Annotated in this window: 20 protein-coding genes and 1 other annotated feature; of the genes, 3 read left to right on the top strand and 17 right to left on the bottom strand. The window is 39.0% G+C overall.

Features of this window, described 5'->3' with window-relative positions:
• Positions 1-14: 14 nt before the first annotated feature.
• From FC89_RS01155 to FC89_RS01140, 4 genes are read right to left on the bottom strand one after another with little or no spacing between them, the layout of a single operon-like run.
• Positions 15-1,418: an RsmF rRNA methyltransferase first C-terminal domain-containing protein gene (locus tag FC89_RS01155; protein WP_057870717.1), complete on the bottom strand. Its 1,404-nt coding sequence runs from the start codon at positions 1,416-1,418 to the stop codon at positions 15-17.
• Between the two features lie 3 nt (positions 1,419-1,421).
• Positions 1,422-2,390: an ABC transporter permease gene (locus tag FC89_RS01150; protein ID WP_057870716.1), complete on the bottom strand. Its 969-nt coding sequence runs from the start codon at positions 2,388-2,390 to the stop codon at positions 1,422-1,424.
• Between the two features lie 18 nt (positions 2,391-2,408).
• On the bottom strand, positions 2,409-2,729 hold the full coding sequence (locus FC89_RS01145) for a metal-sulfur cluster assembly factor (protein WP_057870715.1): 321 nt from the start codon (positions 2,727-2,729) through the stop codon (positions 2,409-2,411).
• Between the two features lie 30 nt (positions 2,730-2,759).
• Positions 2,760-3,518: an alpha/beta fold hydrolase gene (locus FC89_RS01140; RefSeq protein WP_057870714.1), complete on the bottom strand. Its 759-nt coding sequence runs from the start codon at positions 3,516-3,518 to the stop codon at positions 2,760-2,762.
• A 123-nt stretch (positions 3,519-3,641) separates the two neighbouring features.
• Between FC89_RS01140 and FC89_RS01135 the strand changes: the two genes are divergently transcribed.
• Positions 3,642-4,454, top strand: coding sequence for a Cof-type HAD-IIB family hydrolase (locus tag FC89_RS01135; protein WP_057870713.1), 813 nt, complete (start codon positions 3,642-3,644; stop codon positions 4,452-4,454).
• A gap of 258 nt (positions 4,455-4,712) precedes the next feature.
• Here the strand turns inward: FC89_RS01135 and lysA are convergent, their stop codons facing one another.
• A complete protein-coding gene (lysA, locus tag FC89_RS01130; RefSeq protein WP_057870712.1) occupies positions 4,713-6,017 on the bottom strand; it encodes a diaminopimelate decarboxylase in 1,305 nt (434 codons plus the stop codon).
• Between the two features lie 82 nt (positions 6,018-6,099).
• A complete protein-coding gene (locus tag FC89_RS01125; protein WP_477218322.1) occupies positions 6,100-6,294 on the bottom strand; it encodes a 2-hydroxymuconate tautomerase in 195 nt (64 codons plus the stop codon).
• 185 nt (positions 6,295-6,479) lie between these two features.
• Here FC89_RS01125 and FC89_RS01120 point away from each other — a divergent pair, with 185 nt between their 5' ends.
• Positions 6,480-7,904 carry a C69 family dipeptidase gene (locus tag FC89_RS01120; RefSeq protein ID WP_057870710.1) on the top strand — a complete coding sequence of 475 codons (1,425 nt, stop codon included), beginning with the start codon at positions 6,480-6,482 and terminating at the stop codon, positions 7,902-7,904.
• 10 nt (positions 7,905-7,914) lie between these two features.
• On the opposite strand, the gene FC89_RS01115 is transcribed toward FC89_RS01120, so the two are convergent.
• On the bottom strand, positions 7,915-8,283 hold the full coding sequence (locus FC89_RS01115; protein ID WP_057870709.1) for an iron-sulfur cluster biosynthesis family protein: 369 nt from the start codon (positions 8,281-8,283) through the stop codon (positions 7,915-7,917).
• 92 nt (positions 8,284-8,375) lie between these two features.
• Here FC89_RS01115 and FC89_RS01110 point away from each other — a divergent pair, with 92 nt between their 5' ends.
• Complete coding sequence (locus FC89_RS01110) at positions 8,376-9,308, top strand: hypothetical protein (RefSeq protein ID WP_057870708.1); 933 nt, start codon at positions 8,376-8,378, stop codon at positions 9,306-9,308.
• A 52-nt stretch (positions 9,309-9,360) separates the two neighbouring features.
• On the opposite strand, the gene FC89_RS01105 is transcribed toward FC89_RS01110, so the two are convergent.
• The 10 genes from FC89_RS01105 to FC89_RS01060 form a co-directional block, all read right to left on the bottom strand.
• Positions 9,361-10,302 carry an alpha/beta hydrolase gene (locus FC89_RS01105; protein ID WP_057870707.1) on the bottom strand — a complete coding sequence of 314 codons (942 nt, stop codon included), beginning with the start codon at positions 10,300-10,302 and terminating at the stop codon, positions 9,361-9,363.
• A 32-nt stretch (positions 10,303-10,334) separates the two neighbouring features.
• Positions 10,335-11,783 carry a cardiolipin synthase gene (cls, locus tag FC89_RS01100; RefSeq protein WP_057870706.1) on the bottom strand — a complete coding sequence of 483 codons (1,449 nt, stop codon included), beginning with the start codon at positions 11,781-11,783 and terminating at the stop codon, positions 10,335-10,337.
• A 113-nt stretch (positions 11,784-11,896) separates the two neighbouring features.
• A complete protein-coding gene (locus FC89_RS01095; RefSeq protein ID WP_415590293.1) occupies positions 11,897-12,709 on the bottom strand; it encodes an amino acid ABC transporter substrate-binding protein in 813 nt (270 codons plus the stop codon).
• A 32-nt stretch (positions 12,710-12,741) separates the two neighbouring features.
• Entirely contained in the window at positions 12,742-13,377 is a 636-nt protein-coding gene (locus tag FC89_RS01090) for an amino acid ABC transporter ATP-binding protein (RefSeq protein ID WP_057870705.1), read from the bottom strand.
• 12 nt (positions 13,378-13,389) lie between these two features.
• Positions 13,390-14,040, bottom strand: a complete 651-nt coding sequence (locus tag FC89_RS01085) for an amino acid ABC transporter permease (RefSeq protein ID WP_057870704.1) — start codon at positions 14,038-14,040, stop codon at positions 13,390-13,392.
• Positions 14,041-14,099: 59 nt separating this feature from the next.
• Positions 14,100-14,341, bottom strand: a binding site (T-box leader).
• A gap of 42 nt (positions 14,342-14,383) precedes the next feature.
• Positions 14,384-15,190, bottom strand: a complete 807-nt coding sequence (minD, locus tag FC89_RS01080; protein WP_057870703.1) for a septum site-determining protein MinD — start codon at positions 15,188-15,190, stop codon at positions 14,384-14,386.
• Positions 15,191-15,193: 3 nt separating this feature from the next.
• A complete protein-coding gene (locus tag FC89_RS01075; protein ID WP_057870702.1) occupies positions 15,194-15,865 on the bottom strand; it encodes a septum site-determining protein MinC in 672 nt (223 codons plus the stop codon).
• 2 nt (positions 15,866-15,867) lie between these two features.
• Positions 15,868-16,395 carry a rod shape-determining protein MreD gene (gene mreD, locus FC89_RS01070; RefSeq protein WP_057870701.1) on the bottom strand — a complete coding sequence of 176 codons (528 nt, stop codon included), beginning with the start codon at positions 16,393-16,395 and terminating at the stop codon, positions 15,868-15,870.
• A 16-nt stretch (positions 16,396-16,411) separates the two neighbouring features.
• Positions 16,412-17,260: a rod shape-determining protein MreC gene (gene mreC, locus FC89_RS01065; protein WP_057870700.1), complete on the bottom strand. Its 849-nt coding sequence runs from the start codon at positions 17,258-17,260 to the stop codon at positions 16,412-16,414.
• A gap of 90 nt (positions 17,261-17,350) precedes the next feature.
• Complete coding sequence (locus FC89_RS01060; RefSeq protein WP_057870699.1) at positions 17,351-18,355, bottom strand: rod shape-determining protein; 1,005 nt, start codon at positions 18,353-18,355, stop codon at positions 17,351-17,353.
• Positions 18,356-18,501 lie beyond the last annotated feature (146 nt).

Raw genomic sequence — 18,501 nt, 5'->3', positions numbered from 1 at the left:
AGTTAAGTTAATAGCTAATTTCCATAACGCAATCGCAAGCCCTTAGGAAAAGCATTTTTTAAAGTTCCCTGCGTTAATTTGCCAAAACAAAATGCTTTTTGTTGGCAGGTCAGCAAATACCAGCCGTTTGACAACTGGTTAAACTCAGTTGCTTGCAACGGCAATCCCTTCACATACTGATTCCATTGCTCAGGCGTCAACTCAATTACTCTTTTTGAACTAGCTGGAGCTAAAGCCAGTGCTAACGAATAAGTCGGTTCAAAACGACCCTTTTTAAAAGTTCCCAATTCTAATCCCGGCCGTAAAAAATGCAATTTAGAAATATCCGGCCAAGTGATTGGGTAATAATACAATCGATCATTAAAAACCCGTAAATCAGCCTGAGCGACCCAATTTGCTGCTAATACAGTTTGCGCAAATGTCTGCCAATACTTTTTTTCCGTAGCAGTTAATCCCCGAAAAATTGATCGGTTATTTTTATTTTTCTTAGTTCGGCTGGTTGTAGTTGTCGGTTCAATTGGTGTGGCAGTAATTTTAAATTTAGCAATAAAATGACCTTCACCTTGAAAATGATGCGGAAATAACCGTACACAATGCCGTAACTCAGCTTGCCCTGCTGCCCATTCTGGACGGCCACTTTCCATTCCCGGCCATTTCTTGATCGGCAAAATTTCGGCTACTTGTGGCTGCTCTAATAGCCAAGCTGCAATCTGCTCATCTTCTTCAGGAGCAAAAGTACAGGTCGAGTAAATCAGCTCGCCACCTGGTTTAAGCATCTGCAGTGCACTAGTCAAAATTTTTTGCTGCCGGGTTGCACATTCCGCAGAATAATCCGGTGACCAATATTCAACGGCTGCTGGGTCTTTGCGAAACATCCCTTCTCCTGAACACGGAGCATCTACTAAAATCTTATCAAAAAAGCCCTTGAAGGTGTTAACTAACCGATCGGGCCGTTCATTGAGCAATAAAACGTTTTTGGCACCAATTCGTTCCAAATTCTCAGCTAAAACTTTACCCCGTTGGCGATTAATTTCGTTTGCAACCAACAAACCCTGACCAGCTAATTTGCCAGCTAACTGCGTTGATTTTCCTCCCGGAGCTGCACATAGATCCAATACTTTATCTCCTGGCTGAACAGCTGCTGCTTCGGCAACATACATTGCACTTGGATCCTGACTGTAAATATAACCAGTCTGATGTTCAAGCGAACGTCCAGCCACTTCACCATAAAACCCTGTTGGGACATAAGCGATTGGTTTAGACAAATCAGCCTGAACAGTTCGCCAATTTGCTCGCAATGGATTTAAACGAAATCCCTTAACGATCGACTGCTGCAGGCTGGCAAAAAAAGCTGGTGCTTCAGTTTGCAATAAAGCCTGATATTTAGTTATAAACGCAGTTGGTAAATTTAAACTCACCAATCAAACCTCCCGTTTAACCAGCGAATTCAGCCGGATAATCAAATACAAATTAGCAACAATGAAGATGCTGCCTACAAATAGCAACAGTAGCAAATAATCATACATATTAAAAATAATCATTCCCGCAATTAAACCAAATATGAGCCCTACGCCGCTAAAAAGTGCATAATAACACCATTCCTCAAAAATAAATGTCTGTGATGTTTTCTGTAAAAAGCGGGCCTCATGATAGCGTTGGCGCGCAAGCAACCGCCACAAAACAGTTCCCAAAATAAAGCCGATCACTACGACCAGCAATCCTAAAACTTCAGCCCAATGAGCAACCGTCCAGCTTCCTTGTGAAACAAACAGTTTCTTTGACTTTAACCGTGAGATCTTATCCAATGGCAGGGCGGCTTTCAACTGACTGCTGGTTAGTTTCTGCTTGCCATCCACAATTATTCGAAAATGATTTGCCAACAGTTTTTTGCGAGCTGAAGTACTTGGTAAAATAAATAACTGCCGATCCAAGTCTGAGCGATACTTATCGCCCATAATTCCCAAAACTGGATAATAATGACCATGACGTTTTAAATAACTTTGATCTTTAGGTGTATATAATTTATTCTTCCAATCTTTACCAACAACCATTACCGAAACATCTGATTTGAAATCGCCGGCGGGAAAAAAACTGCCACTGATCATCGGCGGTGCAGCAAAATCACCCGTTCCAAAAAAATAAGTAGTGTTCTTTTTGGGACTTTGAAAGTGAATCTGCAAGCTGGGCAGCTTTTGGTCCTGATCGATCTTGTTTTCAAATTCTTCAATTGTTAACGGCTTTTTTAAAACCACATGATAAGCATCAAGTGAGAGATTATGATTGTTTAATTGAATAATCAAATCTCGTTCTTGAATTTTAAAGAAAATAAATACACTCAAAAAAGCTAGTAAAGCAGTATAAATTACTAGCCACAGTCTTTTTTTCAGCAAAGATCATTCTCCTGACTTCTAATAAATCCCTAATGCCATCTTGGCATAACGGGTCATGCGGTCAATTGTCCAAGCCGGTTCCCAAATAAATTGAACATCAACTTGCTTAATTTCTGGTAATGGTTGTAATGCACGCTCAACCATATCGGCCAAAATATCCGTTAATGGACATCCCATGGTCGTTAAGGTCATTTTAATTTGACATAGACCGCTTTTATCCAGATTTACTTCATAAATTAATCCTAGATTAACAATATCGACCCCTAATTCCGGATCAACAACATCTTCTAGTTTTTCAATAATCTCATCTTTAATTTGTTCAACACTTTTTTCTGCCATTTTTTCCTCCAAAATTACCGTCAGCAGCAACTACTGTGCAAAATACTCATGAAATTTTTGCGCCATTTCCAAGGTCGTCGGATAGGATACTTTATGTCCCGCTCCCTGAGTCGTTGTAAAAGTAACATTCTGAGCATAGGAGTGATCTTTAATCCGCTCATAAAAATCTTTAGTTGGCTGGTATGGTACCATCGGATCAGCTGAACCGTGCCAGAAATGAACTGGTCGGCTGGCAATTTTTTGCGGTTCTTGTGAAAGATCAATTACTGCCAACTGTGAAAGCTGCTGTTCAACATAGGCCGGATCAACATCTTGCATCCCAGGAATTTTAGTTAGTAACTTCCGGGCAAATTTAACCGGACAAGGTGACCCCATTAAACAAACAGCTGCGGTAATTTGTGGATAAACTCGCAATAAAGCGCAAGTTGTGATCCCACCCATTGATAGTCCGCTGACACCGATTTGATGTTGATAAATGCCAACACTTTTTTCATAAGCTTTTGTTAAAATAGGAAATTCCTTAACTGAATTAGCAATGATCTGCCAAAATTCAAGCTGATGTTCTTCAGCAGGACCAGCTACCTGTCTTTGTCCATGATAAAGCGCATCCGGCATGACAACACGAAAGCCCTGGCGTGCAAGCTCATATCCTTGAGTCAGAACCTTTTCTTTACAACCCATCCACCCATGGTAGAAAAAGACCAATGGCAAAACTTCATTTGCTAAGCCTGCATCTATTAATTCTAAAACGGGAATTTGTTTAACCGTTTTTTCAGTTACCGTGATCATACCTTCGCCTCCAAATTGTAATGTCTTTATTATACAACGGAATCCGGCGTAATCTCTAGTAAATCAGCATTTTTTGTGCTATCTTAAACATTATGAGTCTAAATTTAAGAGGTGGCTTTGTTAATGGAACAGAAATTAATTGCACTTGATCTTGATGGAACTACCCTCAATGCTAAATCAATGTTAACCGTCCGAACTAAACTTGTTTTAGAACAGGCTAAACAAGCTGGTCATATCGTTTCGATCGTAACCGGACGCCCTTACCGGATTTCCGCTAATTATTATGATGAATTGCATTTAAAAACACCAATGATCAATTTTAATGGTGCTTTGGGTCATATTCCGCATCATCAGTGGAACAAAGAATATCAAAAAACATTTTCACGTGAAGTTGTATTCGATTTATTAACCCACAAAAACGAATTAGGAATCAAAGTTATTGCTGCTGAAGCTAAGGACACTTTGTTAGTTGATCAGCCACAAGACTTTCATTCTGAATTTTTTCCGAATGACGTTTCAAAACAGCAGGCTTTGACAAAAGACAGCTTAAAAAATGATCCAGCTGCTGCAACCTTGATGATTGAAACGCAAAAAGAAGCTACCACTGCTGCTTGGATTAAAGAAAAATACCATCATGAAGTCGCAGTCGGTGTTTGGGGCGGACCAGCTCCAGTTATTGAACTTGAACCACAAGGAATCAGTAAAGCTTTTGGTCTAGCTTACTTAGCCGATAGTTATCATATTAAACGCCAAAACATTATTGCCTTTGGTGATGAGCATAATGATCGGGAAATGCTTGAATATGCCGGCTTAGGTGTTGCTATGAAAAACGGTACTGACAATATCAAAAAAATTGCTAATGATATTACTAAATTTGACAATCAACACGATGGTTTGGCCAATTATTTAGCAGATTATTTGCAGTTAGCCAAATAAATATTTCTTTAGGATTATCGGGACTGGCCAAAAGTAATTTTTGTCCAGTCTTATTTGTTTTACGGTTAAAGCTATTCGGCAATTAATTACATTACCAAGTAGCTGGTAAAATCGCTCGCGGAAAGCTTGTTTTCCACCAAAGCCCAAGAGCTAAAAATATCGAAAAAAAGCGGGCAACGCAAAATTTTAATTTGTGTCGCCCGCTTTGCTGTTAAATTAATTTTCTTTATTACCACTATTTGAGTGCTCTAAACTAGTTCATTCTGTTACATCACAATTTAACATGTCAGCATAAGTTTCCCGCCGAATAATTAACTTCGCCTGACCGTCTTCACAGAAAACAACGGCCGGACGCGGATTGCGATTATAATTGCTGGCCATAGTGTAACCATACGCTCCGGTTGAAGGGATAGCTAAGATATCACCTGGATGAGTGATCGGTAAAGCCGCGCTTCTAACTAAAATATCCCCTGATTCGCAATACTTGCCAACGACCGTCACAATTTGTTCATCCAAAGCCTGTGGACGTGCCGCCAAGAAAGCTTCGTATTTCGCCTGATACAAAGCTGGGCGGATATTGTCACCCATTCCTCCATCAACCGCCACAAAATGGCAAACTCCTTCAACATCTTTTCGCGAACCAACAGTATACAAGGTCGTCGCTGCCTCACCGGCAATTGCTCGACCCGGTTCGATCCAGATTTCTGGAAGTGGTAGTTGTGCTTTTTTGATCCGCTGTTTAACTTCGGTAATGATTTTAGTAGTAAATTCTTCTGGTGGTAAAGGCTGATCAGCTTCGGTATACTTGGTTCCAAAACCACCGCCTAAATTTAAAATCTCCGCAGTAAAATCAAACTCCTGCTGCCATTTTTGCAGCAATTCAACCATTTTGTCTACCGCCATTAAGAAACCATTAACTGCAAAGATCTGTGAACCAATATGACAATGGACCCCGCGAACTTTCATCCGCGGATTAGCTAATAATTCTTGTAACGCCCGGTCAGCTTGACCGCTAAGAATATCAAAACCAAACTTAGAATTTTGTTGTCCCGTAGAAATATACCGGTGTGTTTCAGCTTCAATTCCGGGAGCGACTCGCAAAACAACTGAGATCTCGGTATTTTTTTGCTGTAAAATTTCAGCTAAGAACTTGATTTCCTGAAAATTATCGACAACAATACAGCCAATTTGGGCATCAACTGCCATTTCTAATTCAGCCGGTAATTTATTATTTCCGTGAAATTCAATTTTTTCCGGCGGCATCCCGCCCTTCAAAGCTGCGTATAATTCGCCGCCAGAAACGACATCACAGCCAAGACCAGCTTGTGCAACCAAATGATACATTGCTAACGCTGAAAAAGCTTTACTGGCATAAGTTACGCGATAAGGCAATTCAGCTTTTTCAAAGGCCTGTTTGAAGTGTTTTATCGTAGTTTTGATTTGTTTGACATCATAAGCAATCACTGGTGTACCGAATTCTTTAACAATCTCTAAAGAATCTACTCCTCCGATTTCTAAATGTCCTGCCTGATTAATCGCAACTGTATCTGCTATTTTTGTCAACTTCAAACATCCTCCCAATTAATAAATAAACCCGCCTAACAGCAAAAACAGCCGGGGGCTAACCTCCGACTGTCCTTAATGTCTACTTTTCATCACTCTTAAGCACTCCACCAACGCTATAGCGATTCGGCTGCATTTCATTAAGAATAACGTGGACATGTTCAGCCGGGGCTCCCGTATTTTTGGTAACAGCCGAGGTAACATCTTCCACCAAGTGTTTAAGCTGATCCTCTGAACGGCCAGCAAGCAAATCAATATGTATAAGTGGCATCCCAATTCCCCTTTTCTCTAATTTGATACACGAATTATTAACTCTATTAAACCAAATATAAGATTAGAAAGCAATTAAAAATCAACAATTTTTCTAAAAAAGCAATTTTTGGATGCTAACGAGATAATATTTATTAATAAACAAAACTGTTATACTAAAGGTAAGAATTTTGTAAAGGAAAGGTCCCACAAATGGAAAGAAAAACTTTTTCAGCTTGTACCAGTATTTTAGTCGGCAGGCAGGCAACTGTCGACGGATCAACAATGATTGCCCGTACTGAAGATGCCAAAACAGCTTGGCCAAAATATTTTGTTGTTCATCCACATCAAGTATTACAAGCCGAACCGCAATTTGTTTCACCCGATAATGGGTTTACGATGACACTGCCCAAAATTCGCGGAAAATACACCGCTACTCCTGAATGGACTGATAAATACGGCATTTTTGAAGAATCTGGAATCAATGAGTACGGCGTCGCTATGAGTGCTACCGAAAGTGCTTATGCTAATGAACGGGTATTAGGTGCCGATCCCCTAGTTGAAAAAGGAATTGGCGAAGAAGCAATGGTGACCATTACCTTGCCATATATCAAATCAGCACGAGCCGGCGTAAAGTACTTGGGTCAATTGATCGAAAAATACGGCGCCAGCGAAACAAATGGTGTTTTGTTTTCCGATCAATCTGAGGTCTGGTATTTAGAAATTGCAACCGGTCATTATTGGGCTGCTCAGCGGATACCTGATAATTGTTATGCGGTTGTTGCTAATCAGCTGGCTATCCAAAATATTGATTTTAATGATCCGCATAATTTCCTAACCGCCAAAGGATTAAAACAGTTTGTACTCAACAATCACTTAAACAGTTCTCGGAGTAATTTTAATTTTCGAGAAATTTTCGGAACACAGGATCAAAGTGATACTGTCTATAACACGCCACGTGTTTGGTATGGTCAGCGCTATTTTAATCCGCAAAGCAAACAAGATCCACAAAGTCAGCAATTACCATTTGTCCGCCAAGCTGAGCGCTTAATCTACCGAGAAGATCTAGAATATTTACTTGGTTCACATTACCAAGGGACTGTCTATGATCCCTTAAGCCGGCAAAATACCGCTTTAAATCATAAATTTCGCCCAATTAGCTTAGCTAAGACCCAAGAAGCACACATTTTGCAGCTGCGGCCTGAATATCCGGCAGCGTTGAGTGGTCTTCATTGGTTGGCCCTAGGTGTAACTGCGCAAAGTATTTTTGTACCATTTTATGCTGGAATCACACAAACACCGACAAGTTATCAGCGCGGAAATGCAACCTACAGTTCTGATTCTGCTTATTGGCAATTTAAATTATTGGGAATTTTAGTTGATGCTCACTATCATCTTTTCGGCGACTCTTTAGCTGCCTTACAAAAAGAAGTTCGCATTCAACTTAATCAAAACGTTCGGCAAACTGACCAGCAAGCCCAAAACTTGTCCAATAAAAAACTGGCTGAGTTTTTAACCCAAGCCAGTTTGAAAAACGCTGCTTATGTGTCGCAAAAGATCAATGAATTAACTGCAGAACTAATTACTACTGCTACAGCTTTATCACCACTTGATTTTAAGACTGATGAGAACTTATAATTCTTATTTACTAAACCGATTCCGGCGAAATTGCTTCCAGCATCAGTGCGGCTGTTAATTCGCCGGCATTAGCTCCTGTTAGTCGTAACATTTGATTTTTGGGGTTTAAATCTAGTTTCATCTGCTGATCCATATACATTTTACTGTAACCCTTGATTTTGAAATTGCCGATATTTGAGGCAAGATCTTGATCATAATCATGGAGGTCCAGTCGATCGTCAGCCAATAAAACCCGGAAAACAGATGCTAAAGTACAACTTCCGACCCGAGAAAATGCTCCAACTCCGTCATCAAAATCTAATAACAGAACTTGATTAGCTGTTTGGTCTTGAGCTTTCTTGATTTTAGCTGCCGCTGAGGGCGTAACTGTTAAATACATGAAATTACCTCCTTGTTGTTTAATTAATTTTGACATGCATACTTTAGATTAGCAATCATTTTGCCTAGTACATCGATGAAAGGAACATTCTAATGCAAAAAATAATCGCTAAAACCGGAGAAATTATTTTTCCTAGTTCAAAGGGCATTATTCAAATCGACATCCAACAGCGGATTCTACCAACAACAAAATATTTGATTATTACTCATTTGACGCCATTAATTTTAGCTAAGCTGCAAAAAAACACCGACCCAGAGCTTAAAATTAAAGTTTCTTATGAATTATATTACTTGCTGCAAAAATTACAACGAGTCCGCTTACTCGAACCAATAAACCAGTTCCAGCAATTTCAAATCATTCCGGTTGGTTTCACGCAGCAATTTGGTGAAATTTCTTTGACTGCTTATCGCAATGACGACTCATTGACTGGTTCGCTAGCTTTATTAATTAAGACAAATGAACAGACTTTAGGATATTGTGCCGCGTTTGCTTTAGCCGGACCGCACCTCAAGCGCATTCACCGCTGGCAAAAAATTTTTCGTCAAGCAGGAATAACTCTATTTTTAACCAGTCAAACCATGTTTCAACCAGCTGCCCCTAACAGTTTCAGTGGTGAGGTCGGCTTGTTGCATCACTGGGAAAAATTCTTGAATCGGCATCAGGGATTGTTAGGTGTTCAGTTGAGCCCTTGGAACCCCGAAAGACTGCAACGTTACTTAGTCTTAGCTGCTGCACACCAACGCAAAGTATTCTTAGAACCACATTTTGCTAGCTTGTTGTCCCACTTTAGTGAACGAACAACTGATTGGACTACGCAAAAAACGGCAACGATTGAGCAAGCTGTCCAAGTTGGTGGCGTTTGGCAATTAAAGAAACAACAAGCTGCCATTCCAGCAACTGCAGTTTTTATTGATCCGGCCTGCCAAGCAGCCGACGAATTAACTCTGATCCTTGAAAAACTTGCTGAGCCCCAACAGCAAAAATTATTGCAGCAATTAGGCCAACCGCAATTGCAAATAATTTAAAAATACAGCTAACTTGGTTTTAATAATTAGTAGACCAAGTTAGCTGTATTTTTTATTTAAGATATTCTGCAAAAAAATGACCAACTTTTTGAGAATAACGTTTAGGATGATCGTAATATGACATTGCATGGGCCGCATGTGGAACTACCCATAATTGCTTAGGACCTGCAGTTGCGTGATAATTTTGATAAACCATCTTAGTCGGCACAAAATTATCACTACCTCCATGAATAAAGAAGGTCGGTAAATGGTTGTGATGTAGTTGAGTAAGTGCACTAGCCCGGTTGAAACTAAAACCAGTATGCTGTTTTACAGCCCAATCAGCCGTCGTAATTAATGGTTGCGCCGGTAAATTAAACTGGGCTTTAAGTTCCTGCGTTAACTCAGCTTCAATACTTGAATAGCCGGCGTCTTCGCAAATTGCTTTAACTTGTCGCGGCAAATGTTCTCCGCTAAGCATCATCACCGTTGCACCACCCATGCTGACTCCAAATAAACCGATTTTTTGCTGAGAGCCTTGCTTATTCAATAATAGATGCAGCCACTTTAAATAATCAAGCCGATCAGACCACCCAAAACCAACATACTTACCTTCACTGCCAACAGCTCCACGATCATCGGGAGCTAAAACATTGTAGCCTTGTCGATGAAATAAGCGAATATAACTAGCCATTGAACGATGATTCTCTCGATAACCATGGGCTACAACAATCGTTTTATTGCTTTTTTGACTGGCGGGAAAATAAACCGCATGTAATTGAAGATTCTGACCAGCCGATTTTTCATACCAATTTTGTTGAGCAGTCTGATCTAACCAATGCTGATCCTTAACCACCAACTTTTGTTTAGCTGATTTATACTTAGTGATCAGTCGTGGTTGCGGTTCAAAAGCATAGTAATACAAATATTGACTGGCTGCGAATAATCCCCCGATTACAACCGCCATAAAACAACTGATTATCAATAACCAATGTTTTTTAATTAACTTTAACATTCTCTATCCCTACAATCCCTAATTTTCGGCTATCAAAGAATCGGTGATAGCAGCCGTGAAAAATATTGTTTAAATCGCAGCCAACGTGATTGGGCAGCAAAATCAGCCAAGGTCAATTTAGTTGAATTTTTGACATCGGCCATAAAGGTCTGGCGCAATTCTTCACTGAATTCCGGATCATACAAAAAAGCATTTGACTCAAAATTAAGTTTAAAACTGCGATAATCCAAATTTGCAGAACCAACTGATGAAATGTGCCCATCAACAACCAGCACTTTGGCATGTAAGAAGCCTTTCTCATATTGATAAATCTCGACTCCGTTTTCTAACAGTGCGTGCGCGTAGTATTGCGTTGCTCGATACACAAAAGGATGGTCCGGCATTGAAGGAATCATAATCTTAACCTTAATCCCAGAAAAAGCAGCCAACGAAAGAGCTTCGTACAATGAATCATCTGGAATCAAATATGGTGTCTGAATCAGAACTTCATGATCAGCATTATTGATCATCTTAATATATCCCAATTTGATTTTTTGAACTTTACTTTCAGGACCACTGGAAACTATTTGAATTCCAACATTGCCGCTAGGCGTACTTAATGGAAAATAATTCTCATGATACGTAACTTTTTTATCTTTACCAGTTGCATTCCAATCCATAAAAAATCTTGACTGCATGGCCACTACTGCATTCCCGGTAATCTTGATATGTGTATCTCGCCAGTTACCGAATTTGGACGAGCGACCTAAATACTGATCACCCACATTAAAACCACCAATATAGCCAATATTGCCATCAATAATCACCAGTTTACGGTGATCACGATAGTTCAAACGCAGATTGGGGAATGAACGATAAGAACCAAAAAAAGGTTCAGCCGAGCCGCCAAGTTCTTCTAATTTTTGAAAAAATTTATGTGTCGTTCCTCGTGAACCAAAACCATCATAAATCACCCGGACCTTAACCCCGGCTGCTGCTTTTTGTTCCAGTAACTCACGTAATTGATTACCAATTTGATCATTATAAAAAGTATAATATTCAATATGGACATGATCTTTAGCTGCTTTAATATCTGCAAATAATTGAGCAAATTTTTGTTCCCCATTCGTGAACAACTTGACCCGATTATATTTAGTTAAAATCGACTTGTCGGTTTCTAAAAATAAATGCACCATTTGCCGTGATGTATCTGTGAGTTCATCTGCTGGTAATAAATCTTTTTGATGCCACTGTTCTTTTTGCAAATTTACTAGCTGGTCAAGGCCCATTTGCTGCTGGGTTTTGATATCATAAATATCATCACGCGACAGCTTCTTGCCAACAAATAAATACATAATAAAGCCAATAACCGGTAGCAGTAATAACACTAATAGCCAAGCCCAAGTAGCTGCAATATCGCGTTTTTCTTTAAAAACAGTAAAAAGTGCAAAAATCAAGTTCAAGAAAAAAATTATTCCCACCAAAATACTGACAATGTGCACGAATTTCCACCTTCTAACTTAAAATTAAATTAAGCAATTAAAAAATCCTTAACAAGCATCAGTTTACACTGTTACTAGCAATTTGTCATTTTTAACCCCTAGTGATTAATATTTTATTTGCTGGAACCGAACCACTTTTGGTTAATTTTAGCCAATGTTCCATTCTTTGCCAAAACTTTTAAACCACGATTAATTTTCTTACGCAGCGTTACATCACCTTTTCGCATTCCAACAGCAAAATCTTCCGTTGGAAAACCGATCACTAACTTACGGTAACTGCTGGCATCTGGTTGATGTTTAATATAATAATCTGCATACACGCTATCAATCAACAATCCCTGAATTCGACCTGCATTTAAATCTAAGAAAGCATCATTGAATGTACTGTATTGAACCGTATGCTTAACATATTTTTTTAAGTATTGTGGAGAATCTTCAAATGATTCATAGCCGGAAGATCCACTTTGGACTCCCAACGTTTTTCCCTGCATTTTGGCAGCCTGTTTGATTCCAGCAGCTTTTTTAGTAACTAAAATCTGTCGATTCTTTAGATAAGTATCACTGAAGGCCACTGTCCGTTCACGTGCTGGATTTTTAGTATAACCATTCCAAATTAAATCAATCGTTCCATTTCGTAATTCAGTTTCCTTCATTGACCAATCAATTGTTTGAAAATCAACTTTAATTCCGTAGAGTTTAAAGACTGCTCGCGCCAAGTCAATATCATAACCAACCAATTTACCACTTTTTTCTCGAAAGCCCATCGGTACAAAACTGTCATCTAAACCCACTACCACCCGCTGACGCTGAGCAATTTTCGGCCAAGTATCAGTAGTATTTGCTCGTTGTTTAACGCTGGTACAACCGGCCAACAGGAATAGTGAAACACCAGCTAATAAGCTCAAGAGGATGCTTTTATACCTCATTTTTTTCAATTCACTCACCCCTTTTTGATAACTCATTGCTGCGGCTCTAATTTAAAGGTTTGATCAGCAATTTGCCGTGCAAATTCCCAATCATGAGTAACAACAATTTGGGTAATACCGGCTTGTTTTAACTGTAAAATAATTTTTTTGACAGCATCTCGTAACCCGGGATCCAAAGCTGAAGTTGGTTCGTCATAACATAAGATCTTGGGTTTCATTGCCAAGGCACGTGCAATTGCCACCCGTTGTTTTTGACCACCTGAGAGCTGATAAGGATACAAATCAGCCTTATCACTTAACGACAAACGTTCCAATAACTTTTCAGCTGTTTGTTTGGCTTGCTTAGCTGATTGCTTTAAAGCTAATTCGGGTGCCAAAGTAATGTTATCAATTACTTTAAGATGCGGAAATAACTGATAATCTTGAAAAACCACTCCAATAACTGCATCGTTTTCATGCGGAGCTGTCGGATTAAATGATTGACCATCAATCAGCATTTCGCCTGCATCTAAAGTTTCCAGACCGCTGATGCAGCGTAAAAGTGTCGTTTTCCCACCACCGGATTGACCGACAATACACAAGATTTTCCCATCTTCAATTTTCAAGTTCAAATCATGCCAGACAGTTCGCTGATTAAAAGACTTACTAATATTTTTTAACTCCAACATTTTATTTGCCCCCTATTTCCAATAACTGTAATGACGTTCGAACTTGCGTAAAACAAAGGTCAAAACAGCCGTTAACAATAAATAAATAATTCCCACTAAGACCAGTGGAATTAAAGTTACATCCCGACTGGTTGCCACATTGCCAGCTCGCAGCAGATCACCTAAGCCGATAACATAGACTAAGCTGGAATCTTTAATTAAATTGATAACTTCATTTCCGATTGAAGGCAAAACAATTTTAACCACCTGCGGAGTTACAATTTTACGAATTGTCTGCCAATAACTCAAACGTAAAACTTTAGCACTTTCATACTGACCTTTAGGAATTGATTGCAGCCCACCACGAAAAATTTCAGCAAAATAGGCAGTATAATTTAAAATAAAGGCAAATAAAGCAGCATCATAGCGTTGCAAAGTAAAAATTCCATTACCGATCAACGGTAAACCATAAAACACAAAAATCAGCTGCAGCAATAATGGCGTTCCTCGCATCAGCCAAACATAAAAATGCAAAATAGCTTTCAATGGTTTAAAATGCGATGTTAACCCTAGTCCAACAATCAATCCCAACGGCAACGATCCAACCAATGTCCAAAAAAATATTTCGAGCGTTAACTTGGCTCCCCCCAATAATGAAGGCAAAATCTGTAAAATATAGTGCATCTGGCAACTCCCCTTTTATAAAAAGTACTAACAAAAAAGCCCTCTTAGACAAATTTGTCTAAGAGGGCGCATAACACGCGGTACCACCTCATGTACTCTGTCAGCTCACACTAACAGACTCATCAAGTTCAACCAAACTTTTAAGGGGTAACGGCGCTTCCGGAAAAGTTTACTAGCTTACTACAAGTGTTCAACTTATCAGCTCACAAAAGTGTTTCATTTAAAATTTTCGCAATTTTGCACCAACCAATTGCTCTCTAATAGAAAATTTTTAAATTACTCATTCGCTCACAGCTTTTTCAATAACGATTTCACTTTACCAATAAATCTGCTTTAAGTCAATTTATTTTTTCTTGAACCACGAACGCATCCGCAAAAACAAACCAGGCTTTTCAGCTTGTTCAATATTCATTAACGGTACCGTTTCACCCAGTAAACGACGCGCGATATTTCGATATCCCTGTGCTGCTTGATTATTTTCCTGCAACACGATTGGTTCACCGTGATTCGAAGTCGAAATAACTTGATCATCATCAACAATAATGCCCAACAATTTAATTGATAAATGGCGTGTAATTTCATCAATGTCCATTGTTTGACCATCATTCATTAAATTCAGTCGAATACGATTGATAATCAGCTGTGGCACTTCTTTAAAGTTGCGCTGTTCTAGTAAACCAATTACCCGATCTGCATCACGTACAGCAGAAATCTCAGGTGTTGAAACAACAATCGCCGTATCAGCTCCGGCAACCGCATTAACAAATCCTTGTTCAATTCCGGCTGGACAATCAATTAAAACAAAATCAAAATCTGGTTTTAACTCCAACACAATTTTTTTAACTTGTTCTGGTGTTAAATCGGTTTTTTCTGCGTTTTGAGCAGCTGGTAATAAGAAAAGCTTATTTTCAAATCGCTTATCTTTAATCAAAGCCTGCTGTAATTTGGCCCGGCCATTTGCAACATCAACAATATCGTAGATAATTCGATTATCCAATCCCAAAATAACATCAAGATTTCTCAGTCCGATATCCAAATCCAGCAAACAAACTTTTTTTCCTTGCAAAGCTAAAGCCGTTCCCAAATTAGCCGAAGTAGTCGTCTTGCCCACTCCACCTTTGCCAGAAGTAATCACAATCGCTTTTCCCATCTTTTAAAGTCCCCCCGTCCGTGCAAAAAGCTTTGGTCGAATTTGCTTGACCTGTTCTCTTTTAGTATAGTCTAAGACATGTAAATCATTAACATAAGCTGCTGTTTCAGCTGTCACCGCCTGTTTTTCTTGGGCAATAATTGCTATCGCATCCGAAATTCGGATCTGTTGTGCGCGGTGAAAATCGCCTACGATCACTGCTGCTGAATCATTAGGATAACCAGCTTGTAAAATTCCCTCACAATTTCCAAGCAAAAAAATACTGCCAGTTGTCCGCAGCATCCCACCTTGATGTAAAGTACCGATAAACAAAACATCACCGGTCAATTCCTTTACTTGTCCATTGCGGATAATTCCGCCTTCCAAATGCAAACTCTTTTGCTGCAATATTTCACGTGCTTGACTTGTCAAAATAACGTCAGCTGAAAACTTATAAATTGTAAACTGCGGATAGGCACTTACAATTGCTTCAATTGCTTTTCTTTGCTCAGCTAATAATAAACGGGTTCCAGTTGTAATCTCAAATGCAACTGACTCCTGCTGATTAAAAGTTTGTTTAACACTCAAATCAGCAAATAACAGTTTCAGTTCTTTTAAGATATCGGTAAAACTGGCACTATCTTTTAGACTAATTTCATAACCGTCGTTATGTCCCTTGAGAACAATGCTTTTCATGTTCAGGCACTCCTATTCTGAGAAAAATGCTCAAAAAATTTCTTCAACGGTAAATACAAAATGACAAAAGCTGCTAAATTATAAGCTAACGTTGGTCCTAGAGTTTCTCCGATAAAAGTTGCCACTGAAGCATCAGTATATGATATCAAAGAAAAAATCCCATAAAACAAAAATGTAATTACCGTAATGTCAATTAGACATATTAATAGTACCACAATAAATGATGGGGTGAAAAAACGAAACATTAACAATGTTAAATAGACTATCAATGGTAAAAGCATAATCATTGGACCAATAATACCTGTGTAATAAGCATCAAAAATTGCTCCAGCGATAATTGACCACAGATAAGGATGATCAATTTCGCCAAAACATAAAGCCATAACCAGCCAAACGACGATCAAACGACTCTCAATTGAAGAACTAACTTGAAAAAAATTAGCCGCAAATAAATTACTGAAAATGCCATCCAGTAATAAACTGATCAATAGACCCAGTGGAAAAAAATAACGTAACTTAGAAATTCTCATTTACTTTTCACACCCTCTAATCAGCTCTTTTAGCAACAGAAACAATTTCCAAATCAGACAAATCTGCCGCCGGTTTGATCAAAACTTTAGAAGCTAAACCATAGTCATCTTTTTCAACCTTAGCAACCCGACCGACATACAGCCCTTCTGGTGAATTACCGCCCAAACCGGAAGTGATGACCCGATCACCTTTTTCAATCTTCTTTTGTGAAGTAATTTGACCCATTGTCAATAAATTGGTGTTTTGGCTGTATCCGGTAATTAATCCATTAATATTGCCAGACTTGCTCAAAACTTGCGTTGCGAATTGATTAGAACTGCTGTCCTCATTACTGATCAGCTCTACTTTACTTGAAGCTGAATTAACTTCAATGACGCGGCCAATTAAACCGTGTTGCGAAACTACCGCTTGATTCTTCTTGATTCCTGACAATGATCCTTTGTTAATGATTAATTGGTTTTGCCATGAAGAAGGTGCCCGCGAAACCACCGCCGCTGAAACTAAATCAAAATTAGTCAAACTGCTTTTTAATTTTAATTCAGTTTTCAATTTTTTATTTTCACTAGTTAGTGTTTGATTACGAACTTTTTCTGAAGCTAAACTATCAACCTGTTTTTTTAATTGTTGATTTTCACTATAGGTATTCAACAGTTCTGAAACTGATGTCCCAACTGTTTTAATTCCACTGACTGGAGCTCCAACAACTTGATTTACAACACCAACCGCACTATTACCGAATTGTTGAACAACTGTTGGTGTTTTACGATTATTACGGATCACAATTGAGAAGGCAATTAGCGAAAAACCGATGATTAAAGTGATTAAAATAATAACCAATCTTTTGTTAAAAAAGAATCTTTGCATTTTGACCTCCAAAAAGACGAAAGCGTATCAAAATTAAGAGGCTGGCAATAAGCCCCAACCTCCCAAACGATACGCCATTTTTCGTCACTATTATTTTTTCTTCATCACATCAATATTTTTCAACGACTCACCTGTACCGATTGCTACACAATCGAGTGGTTCAGAGGCAATAAAGACTGGCACCTTAGTTGCTTCTGAAATAACTTCAGGCAAGTGACGCAATTGTGCTCCGCCGCCAGTCAAAACGATTCCATGATCAATTACATCAGCCGCAATTTCTGGTGATGTTTCTTCCAATGTTTCCTTAATTGCAGCAATTATTTCTTGAATTACTTCCTGAATTGCTCGGGCAACATCATCCGCTTTAATTTCAATCGTTTTTGGTAAACCGGTAATCAAATCGCGACCACGAATTGTCTGTTTATCAAGTTCTGCAGCTTTTTCAATTGAAGCCGACGCAATATCAATTTTTAATTTTTCAGTTGTTCGTTCACCAATTAGCAAATTGAAGTGCTGTCTGACATAAGAAGTAATTGATTCATCAATTTTATCCCCTGCCATTCGGATTGAACGACTGGATACGATCCCACCTAAAGAAATTGTTGCAACATCAGTAGTTCCACCGCCAATATCAACAACCATACTTCCAGTCGGATCCATTACCGGCAAACCGGCTCCAATAGCCGCTGCAAATGGTTCTTCGATCACATAAGCGTCATGTGCTCCCGCTACCCGTGTAGCATCAATGACCGCCCGTTTTTCAACTTCAGTAACCCCGCTAGGAACGCAAACCATAACATAAGGTTTGCCAGCACGATGACCAATTGCCTTATCAATATAATACTTCATCATGGCAACTGTGGTATCATAATCGGCAATCACACCATCTTTCATTGGCCGGATCGCCACAATACTTGCTGGAGTACGACCGATCATATCGCGAGCTTCCGAACCAACTGATACAATTTCACCAGTTTTTGTATTTTTAGCTACCACTGAAGGTTCACGCAAAACAATTCCCTTTCCCTCAGCATAGACAATTGTATTAGCTGTTCCTAAATCAATTCCAATATTTTTCGTTCCTAATCCGAACACTTATTTTCATCCCTTCACAAACCGTCTCTTTGATTAATTGCTTGAGACTTTAGTCACATATATTAATTATAGCATACCTTTTTCAACAGCGTTCAGACAAATTAGCTGTGGCTTTTATTTACCTATCTACCATACCTGATTTAAGC

Origin of the sequence: Liquorilactobacillus ghanensis DSM 18630 (genome assembly GCF_001435235.1) — a bacterium.
GTDB lineage: Bacteria > Bacillota > Bacilli > Lactobacillales > Lactobacillaceae > Liquorilactobacillus > Liquorilactobacillus ghanensis.
Note: the sequence above shows the minus strand (reverse complement) of the source record. Positions and strands in the feature narration are given on the sequence as shown.

Coding starts and splice junctions, on each gene's coding strand:
- FC89_RS01075 (WP_057870702.1), bottom strand. CDS start 15,865: ATGAAAAGCATTGTTCTCAAGGGACATAACGACGGTTATGAAATTAGT.
- FC89_RS01135 (WP_057870713.1), top strand. CDS start 3,642: ATGGAACAGAAATTAATTGCACTTGATCTTGATGGAACTACCCTCAAT.
- FC89_RS01115 (WP_057870709.1), bottom strand. CDS start 8,283: ATGTATTTAACAGTTACGCCCTCAGCGGCAGCTAAAATCAAGAAAGCT.
- mreD (WP_057870701.1), bottom strand. CDS start 16,395: ATGAGAATTTCTAAGTTACGTTATTTTTTTCCACTGGGTCTATTGATC.
- mreC (WP_057870700.1), bottom strand. CDS start 17,260: ATGCAAAGATTCTTTTTTAACAAAAGATTGGTTATTATTTTAATCACT.
- FC89_RS01140 (WP_057870714.1), bottom strand. CDS start 3,518: ATGATCACGGTAACTGAAAAAACGGTTAAACAAATTCCCGTTTTAGAA.
- FC89_RS01145 (WP_057870715.1), bottom strand. CDS start 2,729: ATGGCAGAAAAAAGTGTTGAACAAATTAAAGATGAGATTATTGAAAAA.
- FC89_RS01105 (WP_057870707.1), bottom strand. CDS start 10,302: ATGTTAAAGTTAATTAAAAAACATTGGTTATTGATAATCAGTTGTTTT.
- FC89_RS01095 (WP_415590293.1), bottom strand. CDS start 12,709: ATGAGGTATAAAAGCATCCTCTTGAGCTTATTAGCTGGTGTTTCACTA.
- FC89_RS01120 (WP_057870710.1), top strand. CDS start 6,480: ATGGAAAGAAAAACTTTTTCAGCTTGTACCAGTATTTTAGTCGGCAGG.
- FC89_RS01085 (WP_057870704.1), bottom strand. CDS start 14,040: ATGCACTATATTTTACAGATTTTGCCTTCATTATTGGGGGGAGCCAAG.
- minD (WP_057870703.1), bottom strand. CDS start 15,190: ATGGGAAAAGCGATTGTGATTACTTCTGGCAAAGGTGGAGTGGGCAAG.
- FC89_RS01110 (WP_057870708.1), top strand. CDS start 8,376: ATGCAAAAAATAATCGCTAAAACCGGAGAAATTATTTTTCCTAGTTCA.
- FC89_RS01090 (WP_057870705.1), bottom strand. CDS start 13,377: ATGTTGGAGTTAAAAAATATTAGTAAGTCTTTTAATCAGCGAACTGTC.